Source organism: Vibrio sp. 1401 (genome assembly GCF_033340295.1).
This window is the reverse complement of sequence record NZ_JAWOWF010000019.1, coordinates 12,602-25,809: the sequence shown is the minus strand read 5'-3', so window position 1 is coordinate 25,809 and position 13,208 is coordinate 12,602. Positions and strand designations below refer to the sequence as shown.

12 protein-coding genes are annotated in these 13,208 nt (G+C 42.1%); 9 read left to right on the top strand and 3 right to left on the bottom strand.

Features of this window, described 5'->3' with window-relative positions:
• Nucleotides 1-148: 148 nt before the first annotated feature.
• Nucleotides 149-1,621, top strand: coding sequence for a carboxypeptidase M32 (locus tag R7Z77_RS11720; protein ID WP_213967976.1), 1,473 nt, complete (start codon nt 149-151; stop codon nt 1,619-1,621).
• 70 nt (nt 1,622-1,691) lie between these two features.
• Here R7Z77_RS11720 and R7Z77_RS11715 read toward each other — a convergent pair whose 3' ends face one another.
• The 3 genes from R7Z77_RS11715 to R7Z77_RS11705 form a co-directional block, all read right to left on the bottom strand.
• Nucleotides 1,692-2,642, bottom strand: coding sequence for an LpxL/LpxP family Kdo(2)-lipid IV(A) lauroyl/palmitoleoyl acyltransferase (locus R7Z77_RS11715; protein WP_064369089.1), 951 nt, complete (start codon nt 2,640-2,642; stop codon nt 1,692-1,694).
• 420 nt (nt 2,643-3,062) lie between these two features.
• Nucleotides 3,063-3,398 (bottom strand): DMT family transporter, encoded by a 336-nt coding sequence (locus tag R7Z77_RS11710; RefSeq protein WP_169644527.1) that lies wholly within the window; start codon nt 3,396-3,398, stop codon nt 3,063-3,065.
• Between the two features lie 123 nt (nt 3,399-3,521).
• Nucleotides 3,522-3,908, bottom strand: a complete 387-nt coding sequence (locus R7Z77_RS11705; RefSeq protein ID WP_053303128.1) for a hypothetical protein — start codon at nt 3,906-3,908, stop codon at nt 3,522-3,524.
• 340 nt (nt 3,909-4,248) lie between these two features.
• Here R7Z77_RS11705 and metA point away from each other — a divergent pair, with 340 nt between their 5' ends.
• The 8 genes from metA (at nt 4,249) to R7Z77_RS11665 (ending at nt 13,208) form a co-directional block, all read left to right on the top strand.
• The gene (metA, locus tag R7Z77_RS11700) at nt 4,249-5,190 is read left to right on the top strand and encodes a homoserine O-acetyltransferase MetA (RefSeq protein WP_005377792.1); all 942 of its coding nucleotides are present in this window, start codon (nt 4,249-4,251) and stop codon (nt 5,188-5,190) included.
• Nucleotides 5,191-5,369: 179 nt separating this feature from the next.
• Entirely contained in the window at nt 5,370-6,095 is a 726-nt protein-coding gene (gene pilW / locus R7Z77_RS11695; RefSeq protein WP_017820928.1) for a type IV pilus biogenesis/stability protein PilW, read from the top strand.
• 267 nt (nt 6,096-6,362) lie between these two features.
• Entirely contained in the window at nt 6,363-6,647 is a 285-nt protein-coding gene (locus R7Z77_RS11690; RefSeq protein WP_250155615.1) for a hypothetical protein, read from the top strand.
• Entirely contained in the window at nt 6,644-6,781 is a 138-nt protein-coding gene (locus R7Z77_RS11685; RefSeq protein WP_284143599.1) for a PhnD/SsuA/transferrin family substrate-binding protein, read from the top strand. Before R7Z77_RS11690 ends, R7Z77_RS11685 begins: the two co-directional genes overlap by 4 nt.
• A complete protein-coding gene (locus R7Z77_RS11680; RefSeq protein WP_284143600.1) occupies nt 6,775-7,233 on the top strand; it encodes a PhnD/SsuA/transferrin family substrate-binding protein in 459 nt (152 codons plus the stop codon). The genes R7Z77_RS11685 and R7Z77_RS11680 overlap by 7 nt, the downstream gene beginning before the upstream one ends.
• Complete coding sequence (locus tag R7Z77_RS11675; protein ID WP_318136678.1) at nt 7,233-9,389, top strand: EAL domain-containing protein; 2,157 nt, start codon at nt 7,233-7,235, stop codon at nt 9,387-9,389. The genes R7Z77_RS11680 and R7Z77_RS11675 overlap by 1 nt, the downstream gene beginning before the upstream one ends.
• 156 nt (nt 9,390-9,545) lie before the next feature.
• Nucleotides 9,546-12,722, top strand: a complete 3,177-nt coding sequence (locus tag R7Z77_RS11670) for a response regulator (protein ID WP_081248156.1) — start codon at nt 9,546-9,548, stop codon at nt 12,720-12,722.
• Nucleotides 12,723-12,731: 9 nt separating this feature from the next.
• Nucleotides 12,732-13,208, top strand: coding sequence for a hypothetical protein (locus tag R7Z77_RS11665; RefSeq protein WP_017633987.1), 477 nt, complete (start codon nt 12,732-12,734; stop codon nt 13,206-13,208).

The window sequence follows — 13,208 nt, the reverse complement described above, 5'->3', positions numbered from 1 at the left end:
GAGCTATACAACTGGGTGAGTTTATGGACAATGGGTTGGAGTTAATTGTTAATTATTAGTAAATTAACGCAGGTTGCTTAGTGCAACACCATATGAAGGACCCGTTATCGGGTGTTTAGGGAAAGAACAAAAGAATAAGAGTAGTCACATGAACGCATTTACAAAACTCGTTGAACATTCCAAAAAAGTGGCAAATTTTGAGCATCTATCTGCCATCATAGATTGGGATCAAGCAGCGGTCATGCCACCTGGTGGCGCTGAAGCACGCTCGAATGCCACGGCAGAGCTTGATGTACATATCCATTCTTTAATGACTCAACCGCACTTGGGAGAGCTTTTCGCTCAGGCAGAAGAAGAGACGCTGTCTACAAAAGAAAAATCTATCCTAAGAGAAATGAAGCGTGGGTGGCAGCAAGCTAACTTACTACCAGAATCATTAGTTCAAGCTCAATCTCTTGCTGGCTCCAAATGTGAACATGCATGGCGTACACAACGTGGAGAAAATGACTGGGCTGGTTTTGAAAAGAACTGGGCTGAAGTAGTAAAGCTATCGCAGGAAGAAGCGCAAATTAGAGCCGAAGCAAATGGCACGACTCCTTATGATGCCATGCTCGATGTTTATGAACCTGGCACAACGTCTGCGTCGTTAGACATTCTTTTTGCTGACGTGAAAACCTGGCTTCCTACTTTGATCGATGAAGCGCTTGAAAAACAACAATCAGACAACATCTTATTGCCAACTGCACACTACCCTGCGGAAAAGCAAAAAGCGCTCGGTTTGGAAGTCATGAAGCTACTTCAATTCGATTTTGAACACGGTCGACTTGATGAGAGTACCCACCCATTTTGTGGCGGTGTACCGACAGATGTACGTATTACGACACGTTATAATGAAAACGAGTTTGTCCAATCATTGATGGGGATTGTCCACGAAACTGGCCATGCTCGATACGAGCAAGGGCTACCAAAAGATTTATCAGGAACACCCGCGGGAGAAGCTCGCTCTATGGGTATTCATGAATCACAATCACTCTTCTTTGAAATGCAAATAGGACGAAGCAGCGCGTTTATCGATCACCTCGCTCGACTGGCTTCTAACCATTTTTCTGGTAGTGAATTCGAAAAAGACAATTTAGCCAAAATTTACACTCGCGTAGAAAAAGGCTTTATTCGCGTAGATGCTGACGAACTTACATATCCTGCTCACGTTATTCTTCGATATGAAATTGAGCGAGATCTCATGAACGGCGTCATCAAACATACAGATGTACCAGAACTCTGGAACGAAAAGATGAAAGCGTACTTGGGGCTATCAACCGAAGGAAACTTCAAAAATGGCTGTATGCAAGATATCCATTGGACGGACGGAAGTTTTGGCTATTTCCCGTCCTACACGCTCGGTGCGATGTACGCTGCACAATTTATGGCAGCAATGAAACAAACCGTCGATGTAGATGCGGTTATTCGTTCTGGCGACTTAGCTCCGATATTCAATTGGCTCTCGGAAAACATCTGGAGTAAAGGTAGCTTATTCACCACTGATGAGTTGGTAAAACAAGCCACGGGTGAAACACTGAATGCTAAACACTTTCAAGCTCACCTAAAAGAACGCTACTTATAAAGCGAAAAGAATAGAAAGTAAAAGCCCAAGGTTCGTATGTTCCTTGGGCTTTTTGTAGGCTCTCTATGTGTTATGCCAAGCTAGGGATGAGCCTAGGCTTGTACAAACAGTCCTCACCCTCTGGTCTAGTTTTAAACCGACGATGAAGCCACATATACTGGCTCGGACTTGCCATGATTGATGTTTCAACTATTTGATTCACGAATGCGGCGGCACGTTGATGATCCTCTTTCGGGAAACCTTCGACGGGCGCACTAATGGTTAGGGTATAGTGTCCGTCTTTTCCTCTTACCATCGTAAAAGGCACAATGGCGCAATCTGTAGAATCAACCAACAAACTTGTGCCTGTCGTAGTACAAGCATTTTTAACGGCAAATAACGGTGCAAATGTCGAGCGTCGGTTACCATAATCGTGGTCCGGTGCATACCAAACCCGCTCACCCGTTTTAAGTGCTTCAAGCATGGCTTTGACGTTTTTACGATCAATCAGTGTACGATTAGAGCGAGAGCGTCCCTTATACTGAAAATAATCAAAGCACGGATTATTGTTTGGGCGATAAACACCGGTTCCAGACTTTTTAATGCCAAAAGCTCGAGCACCTAACTCTAGATTCATTGAGTGTACGGCCAACATTAATGCACCTTTGCCTGACTTCTCTAAAGCCTCTAGATGCTCCATGCCTTTTATCGTGACGTGTTTGTTTACCCGTTTATCTGACCAAAACCATGCCATTGCGGTCTCAAAAAGTGCGATGCCAGTATTGTCGATGTTGTCTTTTAGAATTGCTTCGCGTTGGCATTCTTCCATATGAGGGAAGCAAAGCTCAAGATTGCGTCTGATCGTAACTTGACGTTTTCTCATGAGTCGCATAGCTAAACGACCAATGTTGCGTCCCAAAGCTAGTTGAACTTTAAAAGGAAGGAGGCTAAGTAAGTACATCACGCTAATGATAATTAACGTTCCCCAGTAACGAGGCAAAAGAAATTCGGCCTTGAATGCAGGCTTTTTGTATTTGTTCATGTAAGTATTGTCAGATGTGCCCATCTATAAGTGATAAAAACAATGATAATGGACTGCACTTTTATCATTGATAACGCTAATAACATAAATTAAAGCGCGCGGATTCTATGGTTCTTCGACACACTACACAATAAGAACTTTGCAGAAATATGTAGGGAATGAAAAAGCAGTAAAGATGAGTCGCCACGTTAACATCTATCGGAGTGATTTATCTACTGCCCTTTCCTAAAGTTTGAAGAAACATAACTTTGTATTTTCAATGCGCTAAATAATGCCTGTTTTTCAATCACATAATGCGACCGTGATGAATGCAACAATAAGACATCATATCAATACTCGCCATTAGCGATTGAATTTGCACTAAAAAGCCGCAGCAATTTCTCGCTGCGGCTTCTTATTCACTTAACAAGTAGAGTGGCGTTATTCGTACCCTACTGTTTTGGATAATAAATTTACGATCAACACACCAGCGATGATAAACCCAATACCAACTAGGGCTGGTAAGTCTAGACGCTGTCCGTAAACAAAGTAACCAACCGTCGCAACCAAAACGATCCCAGCACCACTCCATATGGCATAAACAACCCCGACAGGCATTGTTTGCACTGTGACGGAAAGCAAGAAGAAAGCGATGCCGTAACCAATCAAAACGACTGTGCTCGGCATTACTTTCGTAAATTGCTCTGTTTTGGGAATATAAGAAGTGGCAATCACTTCACATACAATCGCTATCGACAGCGCCAACATTGGTGGCATAGAGACAAGCATTTTGAACATAAGGCATTAACGCTCAACAGAAATGTAACCGACAACATGTCCGGATAATTAGGCCGCGCATTATACCCAACTCATCTCACGATGGAATACCACTAACGATGTTTACACACCATCACTTTCGCTTACTTTTTGATGACCAGGTGAAAGGCTGACGTTTTGGTGCTGACGAGAAATTTCAAAGTAGATATGCATATCAATCGGCTCAGGTGTATTGAGTAGCATCTTACCTACTTCACGTTGGAAATGACCATAATTACCTAGCTCATCCGTTAGTTCTAGGAGCTCGTAAGAGGCTTCATCGGCAAACATTCCATACGCATACTGATAATGACTGATATCCTTGCTCTTATCATAACCCAGCTTTTGAAGAGCTTGATCAATCTCTTCCGGCGTATAAATGTCTTTATCACCAAACGAATGCAGTAGCACGCAAGGAACTTCTTGAGCGATGCCCTGAATCTTTGTCTTTCTCTTGAAAATACCGAACATAATGTCCTCCACTGACGATGTTTCCAAATATGCACATTAATGCAAAATGGTGAGCTGATTGTTTTTAGTATGGCTCATTAATTTGAGACTTCCTTACTACGAAGTCACCTTCACATATTAACGTGATCGCATAATTACCAGCAAATAGTACACACTGCGTTTCAAACCTATCTCATCAGAAACTCTGCTTTAGTCACAATTGTGTGACAACCCCGAGTACGGTTTACCATAATGTAAAGAGTAGATTGAAAAGTCGGATTTCGTATCGACATCTAAACTTAATTAAGTTAGCTTTAGAAGTATAGACGTCTAGATTGACTATACTTAGGGAGAGAAAGTCGTGCCAATTAGAATTCCAGATCAATTACCAGCTACCGATGTATTAAGGACAGAAAACATCTTCGTGATGAGTGAAACGCGTGCAGCGAGTCAGGAAATACGTCCTTTAAGAGTACTGATCCTTAATCTGATGCCAAAAAAAATAGAGACTGAAACTCAGTTTCTGCGTCTACTCTCAAACAGCCCACTACAGGTTAACGTCGAATTACTGCGCATTGATAACCGCCCGAGTAAAAATACGCCAACTGAACATTTAGACACGTTTTATCGCCAATTTGAAATGGTGCGAGATAAAAACTTCGATGGCATGATCATTACTGGGGCTCCATTAGGTTTGGTGCAATTTGAAGATGTCATTTATTGGGATCATCTCAAAACCATCATGGAGTGGGCAAAAGATCATGTGACATCCACTCTTTATGTTTGCTGGGCTGCGCAAGCAGGGTTAAAGCTACTCTACGATCTACCTAAAAAAACGCGTAAAGAAAAACTTTCAGGCGTGTATCATCATCAAATCCATCATCAATTTCACCCTATCTTACGCGGATTTGATGACACGTTTTTGGCTCCTCACTCGCGTTACGCAGATTTTTCGCCTCACTTTCTAGAAGAGCATACTGACTTAGACATTTTAGCGACATCGGATGTCGCAGGTGTGTACTTGGCCACCACAAAAGACAAACGCAATGTCTTTGTCACAGGACACCCTGAGTATGATTCTCACACCTTACATAATGAATATATCCGAGATTTAAGCGAAGGTATGGAGCCCGCTATTCCTGTCAACTATTACCCAAACAACAACCCAGATAACCCACCAATTGCAAGCTGGAGAAGCCATGGACACCTCCTCTTTTTAAACTGGCTGAACTACTGTGTTTATCAGCAAACACCGTACGATCTCGATCACTTCAGTGAAGATGCTTTCACTAAAGACGATTAGCTTCAAAATAAGCAAACAAAGCACTCATCATTACCGAAATGTAATATGTGAACCAAGCCGCCATATGGCGGCTTTTTCATAACAGTTTGCAAACCTGATCGCATAGTGTTTTTTCCTCAATAGGTTTTTGCTAAGTAATTCATATCATGCAGAAAGATTCAGGGATGTAGGGATAAAGAATGAAAACAGCAAAGCTCGGTGCACTAATATTATTGTCTCAGTTTGCACTCGTGGGTTGCGTGACGGTGAAAGAAGATGGAAGCCCTGTCGTTAAAGCCGATCCTGTGGCAATGGCAGAATCACGTATCGCACTTGGCTTAGGTTATTTAGACGGCGGTAACATGATTCGCGCGCATGATAACTTACAACAAGCCTTAAACCACGCACCTCAATACTATCGCGCGCAATTATCTATGGCTCACTACTACGAAACGGTTGGTGAAGATATTAAAGCCGAACAGATGTATAAACGCTCTCTACGCCAACACACTAAAAACGGAAATGTGCTCAATAACTACGGTACTTTTCTTTGCAAGCGAGGTGACTTCGAAAAAGCCGATCAGATGTTTAATCGAGCCATTGAGCAGCCTTATTACTACCTTATTCCAGCAAGCTATGAGAATGCAGCTTTTTGTGCGCTAAAATCACAAGATAAAGACAAAGCGAGATACTACTTTACTAGAGCTATCGATCATGACCCTCATAGACCAAAATCGATTTTGCAACTCGCTAAAATAGAAATTGATAGCGGTGATTATACTGAAGCTAGAATTCGATTAATGAGATTCAATCAAATGTATGGCGTGAAGAAGCCCTCTTTGCAACTCATGATTCAACTTGAACGTGCAGCAGGCAATGAAGCTCTCGAGAAAAAGTATCAAAAACAATTGGAAAAATTTTCTTAGTACAAAATAGCGATACATAAGGCGCATTAGCTCACAGCCAATACAGCGCTTGACCAAGAATCCAGTGAATTCAGACTCACGGTGATACATTCATCCTGTACATAAACGTCAAATTCGGTACTATTTGAACGGAATAAGTGACCAAGTCACATTATAAAAAGTGCGCACACAACGAAATTTGTACATCATACTGTTTTTAAGATTGATTTCGGCACATTGATAAATACTAAATATTACTGACATGCACCAGAAGGAAGTTGAAGCCGGATGAAACCTGCCTGCACTCTGTTATTACTCACTTTGCTGAGTTCACCTTTTGTCGTCAGTGCACAAGAAAATATTGAGAAAACATTCACGTTTGGCATTGTGTCGAATAAAGCCCAAAGCAAAATCAAAAAAGCGACGCCCCTTACTCAGTATGTAACTGAAAATATGGCTGAATATGGTTACGCAAAAGGGGCGGTAAAGGTATTTAAAAATTATCGTCAGCTCGCGGTTGCGCTTGAAAATGGCACCGTTCAAATTGCAACGGCGACCCCTTTAATGCGATGACCTTAGAAAAGGAGTCTAATAGCCAAGTTCTTGCTATACGATGGAAAAAAGGCCTGCAAAAATATCATACGGTGTTCTTTACTAATAAAGAGAGTGGCATTGAGTCACTTTCTGACCTGCGATTACATTGCTGAATCACGGAGAAAAACTGCAATACCTTCCCTCTCCTGATGACAAACCGGCCAAAGACAGTATTGGTTATTTATTCCTTGATGAGCAACTCGCTCAGTCAAATGAAATCAACCTATCTGTATGGGTATATAAACAGAGAGTTGCGGCAGGAGCATTCAGTAACTTCAACTGGAACAATCCCAAAGATTTGCCAGAGAACATGAAAGACAAACTAGCGATTTTTTCTCGTTCTGTTGAAATACCCAGGGATTTGATTCTCGCTTCTCCAAGCATGAGCCTAGAGCAACAGCGTAAAATCACGTCCATACTGCTTGATATGGATACAACTCACGAAGGCTCTCTCGCACTTAAAAAGTTTCAGAACACCAAAAAATTCAGCGCACTTACTCCAGAAATGCGAGCCTCCTTAAGTACAGTGCGCAAGTCAGTTCACTTGTTACCGAAGGTGGATTGATGTTTCAAAAGCTCTCACTCGAAACCAAATACATTTGCTCGACAATGTTCGTTGTCTTGTTTGTTGTGGTGATAAATCTTGCGTTATACATGCACGGTTACGATGCGTATTCAAATAGCTTAACTCAACAAATCACGAACAACTCTCAAGAAAAAACCGAATCTTACGTTAAGCAAAAAGGGTTGGTTTATGCAGAGCTATTATCAAAACAGCTTTTTGATCCACTCTATACAGACAATATCAGTCAAGCGTATGAGCAAATTAAGGCAACATTGAGCCAGCCAGATGTCTCGAAAATACATGTTGTTGACAATGAAGGGCTAATCTTTCACGACGGCACTACTCAGCTAAGGATGTTTGCCCAACCTCATTACCGCTCTCCTTTTATTTTGAAAGCAATAGAAGAATCCAGAACTCTCGTTTCCTTTTCCAAGCATCAGTTGGAGATCGCAGCGCCGATTCAGCAATCAAATATTACTCTTGGGGCGGTGTATCTTGAGCTTAACTTGATACATCTACTGGAAGAGAAAGAACAGAACATTGAACAAGTCCAAGCGATTACCTCAAACGATAAACAGAAGATGTTTAACTTGCTGCTAACGATCAGTGGGATATCCGTTCTATTCGGTAGCATCATCGCTTATGCTTTGGGGCGGTCGTTAACTAAGCCACTCAAGCAACTAAAAGATCAATTTTCAGAGTCAAATACCCAAGCGCTGCCAGTCACCGACATACAAAGCAAAGATGAAGTGGGAGAACTTATTTCGGCGTACAACAAAATGTCAAACAAAGTGAACCGATACACCAGCCGAGTTGAGTTCATGGCGTACCACGATATTCTGACTTCCCTGCCAAACCGAGAAAAGTTACTCATTGATATTCAAACGCAAATAACTGACCACAAATCCCCCTCACTTGCGGTTGTGTTTATTGACTTGGATGACTTTAAGCACATTAACGATAACTACGGACATAACATTGGGGATAAATTGCTAGGCCATCTTGCTTCAGAGCTTCAAGGCCGTTTGCCGAGTTATTTTAAGCCGCTTTACCGCCTTTCTACCATCGTAAGTCGAGTAGGTGCGGATGAATTTGTACTGGCCTTTCCGTGCTCGGACAATCATGAAGCTAGAGAAAAAGCGAACGATATACATCGCCAACTACTCTCTCCCTTTAGTTTGGAAGAGAACGATATTCAAATTACGGCAAGCCTCGGAATTGCTGTGTATCCAGAATTTGGTTCAAACGCTGAGTCTCTTTTACAGCTTTCCTCTCTTGCGGCGCAGGAATCTAAAAGACGCGGTAAAGACATTATGACGATATACGATTCCACGTTTGATGAAACGATTAAACAACGTTTATACATAGAACGAGAACTGCGTCGTTCAGTACGTGACTTGTCTCAATTCGAGCTGTGGTATCAACCACAATTTGATCTAAAAACCTATCGCCTAATTGAGGTCGAAGCATTGGTTAGGTGGAATCATCCCGAGAAAGGCTATATCAGTCCAGAATCGTTTATCCCGATCGCAGAGCAAAGTGATTTAATATTGGAGCTTGGAGAACATATCATTGAGACGGCAGTTGCTCAGCGGGCAATGTGGGCAGAACATTTCGGTACTGATTTTCACATCGCATTAAACTTGTCCCCAAGACAAATCTATCGCCAAGATTTAAGTCAATTATTTTCTAAGTATTTACGACGACATGATGTCGCCCCTCAAACCATTCATGTTGAAGTGACAGAGTCACTTTTTATTGATGATACAGAGAAAGCTCAATATGTGCTTAAAAAACTACAAAGTATCGGAGTGGAAGTTTGGCTAGATGACTTTGGTACGGGGTATTCAGCCCTTGCCTACCTACAACATATGGCTTTTGACGGGCTCAAGATTGATCGTTCATTTATCGCTCAAATCCGAAAAAGCGATCAAGACGATTCATTAGTTCGCGCGATTGTATCCATGGCTCACAACCTAAGAATGAAAGTAGTAGCCGAAGGCGTAGAAACTCAAACTCAACTCACACGAATGGAGTCTCTCCACTGTGACGTCGTACAAGGCTTTTTCTTAGGTAGGCCTGTACCTGCTGAGGAATTGATTGCATTTGAATACCAACGAGGGAGTGGCGCTCAAAGCGTCAATCACTTTGCTTAGAACGCCGTTTTGTTAACTATTGCCGCTTAGCGCGTTAGTACTCGTAATGCAATATCGGTCACACTTCCCCCACCTCATTAATATGAATTTTCTCTTAAAATCTAACATCTGAGATAAATAAACTACACTTTTCATATCAACTTCTTGGATATGGAAATGCGCGTGGTAGGAATCTTTTCTTGGAACAACCTGTCGGTAAAACAAAAGCTATTTGGGTTGGTTTTGCTGCCAATTTTATTGTTGCTTGTCCTCGCGGGTAAACATGTACAAAGCCTTTCTATCCAGGCTCAGGAACTACAAAAAGCACAGTTATTCTCTGTCTACATCGACCGCGTATCTTCGCTTTATCACCTACCGAATAACCCTGATGTAATAGATAAGCAACTAAAAACTCAGCAGATATCTCAATTGTTACGCGACACTGCAGCACCAGTATTCGGTGAAAACGCTGAGATACTAAACCAGTTGACAAGCTTTGAGGAAGCAACCCTCTCGATGCTCTCTTCGCAAAATCAAGAAGAAAAGTTAGATGCGGCAGAGTGGCGCGCTGATACGTTCAAAGAAATCCTCATGAGCTTAGACAAAGTCTATTTTAGAAATGTGAGTTATGAAACAAACACTCACCTTTCTTCTTTGATGCAACTTGAATGGTTGATGTTTTGGTCTACTGAAGAGCATAGATTAAGCGAATATTTGATTCGATCTTCAGAGGAAAATAACGAGTACGACCTCACAACACAGGCTTCTATCCAATCTTTAATCCAGAACCAACAACTATTTCTAGAGCGTTTTGTGACGCTAAATGCCAACCAACAACAAGTAGATCTGCTCATTGAGACGTTTACGGGTGAAGTCTTTATCAAAAGCCAAGAGTTTCGTGCTTATTTATTGCAACCAGCTCAACTCAAATCATTAACCCCGGATGAGATTGATGCGGGGTTATCTGCACTCAACAAACGCTTATCGTTATTACAAAGTGTTGACGACAAAATGGAACAACAGCTGAGTGATGATATATCAAAGACAATCAACACGACGACACAGCACCGCTTTACCTTTATCGCAATGATGAGCCTTTTAACGCTGTTGGTCGTAAGTTTAACGCTAAGATTGGTGCGAAAAGTTACTGGAAACTTGAATCTAGTCCTCAAATTTCTCAGTAACGAAAGCAATGAACAAAGTAACACTGAAAATTCACCTCTTGCTCAACTAATAAAGGGTAAAGACGAGCTGAGTAAGTTTGCTCGAGAGGTAAAAAAGCTTAGTGATGAGCGGATGTTGTCCAGACTAAAGCTCACACAAGCTAAAGAAGATGCAGAACAAGCAAAAGATGATGCAATTAAGGCGAGTAAAGCCAAAAGTAGCTTTTTGGCCAACATGTCCCACGAGATCCGCACGCCGCTAAATGGCGTTATTGGCATCTCTGAAGTGTTATCCGATACTTCCCTGACTGCCACACAACGCGATTACGTCGACACGATTGAAACCTCCTCCCAACTGCTTTTGAGTTTAATTAATGACGTTCTAGACTTCTCAAAAATTGAATCTGGGATGTTGCTCATTAGCCCACATTCAACTTGTGTTCGAGAGTCTATCTATGACATTGCTTCTATCATTTCACCGAAAGCAAAGGAAAAAGGCATCGATGTGCAAGTCAACATTAGCCGTAACACGCCTTACCACGTAATGTTGGATGACCATCGTATACGCCAAGTTGTCATGAACTTCATGTCTAACGCGGTAAAATTTACCGAACAAGGCAGTGTAGAGCTATCGGTCATCACCCGCGAAATAAAAAATGGTGAAGCGGTCATCGAGTTTTCCGTTAAAGATTCTGGGATTGGTATTGATGCCCAGCAGCAAAAGAAAATATTTGCTCCATTTGCCCAAGAGGATAACTCTACTACCCGACAATTTGGGGGAACTGGACTTGGGCTTGCCATTAGCACGCAATTAGTTGAGCTAATGGGTGGAGAGATTCAACTTGAATCCGAGAAAGGTAAAGGCAGTCGCTTCTTCTTTGAACTAACTGCTCCTGTTGTGACGCAAGAGTTTAACGCTTATCACGCTCTGAATCACAACGACATATGGATTGTATGCAGCAGTACTCAACTAGAACAAAAACTGCGTAACGAGTTAAGTTTTTTCAACATCAATATAACGCAGTCAGTAGATACCTTAAGTGCGTTGCCAACGTGGATTGATAACGAGCGCGTTATCGTTATTCATGTAGAAGGATCACCAAATGCAGCGGCGATGCATATCGATGAGATAGAAAGCCTTTGTAAACGAAACATTCGTGTCTGCCTCATCAAGCACCTTCATAGCCCACAATTCGACTTTAGAAACAATATCAGCGCCTTGGTCACTCAGCCACTACTAGGGCAGCGCTTAATTAAAGCACTTGAAAGTTGTGCGGCAAATTTCTCGCACGCACAACAAGAGAGCACTTCAGCGCAACATGTTAAATCTCTGCCGAAAGTTTTGGTCGTTGATGACAATACGGTCAATCAAAAAATCGCGGGGCTACACGTCACAAAAGCTGGCTTCGACTTTGATGTCGCAGTAAACGGACAAGAAGCGGTTGAGAAATTTCAACAGAATCAGTACAGCCTAATTTTAATGGACTGCATGATGCCCGTAATGGATGGATTTGAAGCCACCCAAATAATTCGTCAAATAGAAGTAAAAGAAAAACGCGCTTTCAGAATTCCGATTATTGCTCTAACGGCAAGTGTGGTCGATGACGATATACAAAAATGCTTTGACGTTGGAATGGATGACTATGTGCCCAAACCGTTTAAAGCAGGGTTGCTTAAAGAGAAGTTAGATAAGGCAATAGGGTTACGCGTTTCCAACACGACGCCTGCTGAACCACACCAAGAGAACACCACCCCCGATAAAACTCATGAACTACCTGCAAGTTCTGAGCAACCAGAAGCAACGGTAACGCCTATTCGCTCCGAACGCATCTTGCTTGTCGAAGATAATAGAGTGAACCAGAAAGTGGCTTCTCTATTGCTATCTAAAGCAGGCTATCAATTCGAAGTCGCAGAAAACGGTCAAATTGCAGTCGAAATGTTCCAAAAAGATGGAAAGTTTGATGTTATTTTGATGGATTGCATGATGCCCATAATGGATGGGTTTGAAGCTTCTAGGCAAATTAGAGCTTATGAAGCGAGTAAAGGATTAGCTAAGACGCCCATTATCGCATTAACAGCAAGCGTCGTTGATGATGATATTCAACGCTGCTTTGATTCAGGAATGGATGCCTACGTACCAAAGCCTGTGCGCAAAGAAAAACTGTTGTATCAAATTGAACAAGCAATGTAGGTGGATTCTATGAGTAGAAATCATTCTCGCGTTGCTTTTCCTTTGCGTTACATAAAACGCTATCTGTTTATTCTGATTGCCCTTCTTTCATTAAATTGCCAAGCTCTCGCTGCAGAGAGCTACGCCGTTTTCTCATTTAATGACGAATTCTCTCCGCTCACTGTCAATAAAGCGCGAAAGTTGTACAGAGGGAAGACGCAACTTTTACAAGGCCAGCGAATTGAACTCTCTGACTGGCCTGCGACATCAACAGAAAGAGCTGAGTTCTATCGTTATCTTCTCAACAAAAATTTAGCGCAAATGAACGCGCATTGGGCAAGCTTGTCTTTTTCAGGTAAAGCTAGACCGCCAAAAGTGATTGCACGCTCCAGCATTGATGACCTCATAGCATGGATGCAAGAGAAGCCGAATAGAATTGGTTATGCCCCAACATCGAGCGTCCCTAGTAATGCTCATGTTTTATGTGTGGTTAGCTCGGAGAATTGA

Coding starts and splice junctions, on each gene's coding strand:
- R7Z77_RS11720 (WP_213967976.1), top strand. CDS start 149: ATGAACGCATTTACAAAACTCGTTGAACATTCCAAAAAAGTGGCAAAT.
- R7Z77_RS11715 (WP_064369089.1), bottom strand. CDS start 2,642: ATGAACAAATACAAAAAGCCTGCATTCAAGGCCGAATTTCTTTTGCCT.
- R7Z77_RS11710 (WP_169644527.1), bottom strand. CDS start 3,398: ATGCCACCAATGTTGGCGCTGTCGATAGCGATTGTATGTGAAGTGATT.
- R7Z77_RS11705 (WP_053303128.1), bottom strand. CDS start 3,908: ATGTTCGGTATTTTCAAGAGAAAGACAAAGATTCAGGGCATCGCTCAA.
- pilW (WP_017820928.1), top strand. CDS start 5,370: ATGAAAACAGCAAAGCTCGGTGCACTAATATTATTGTCTCAGTTTGCA.
- R7Z77_RS11690 (WP_250155615.1), top strand. CDS start 6,363: ATGAAACCTGCCTGCACTCTGTTATTACTCACTTTGCTGAGTTCACCT.
- R7Z77_RS11685 (WP_284143599.1), top strand. CDS start 6,644: ATGACCTTAGAAAAGGAGTCTAATAGCCAAGTTCTTGCTATACGATGG.
- R7Z77_RS11675 (WP_318136678.1), top strand. CDS start 7,233: ATGTTTCAAAAGCTCTCACTCGAAACCAAATACATTTGCTCGACAATG.
- R7Z77_RS11670 (WP_081248156.1), top strand. CDS start 9,546: ATGCGCGTGGTAGGAATCTTTTCTTGGAACAACCTGTCGGTAAAACAA.
- R7Z77_RS11665 (WP_017633987.1), top strand. CDS start 12,732: ATGAGTAGAAATCATTCTCGCGTTGCTTTTCCTTTGCGTTACATAAAA.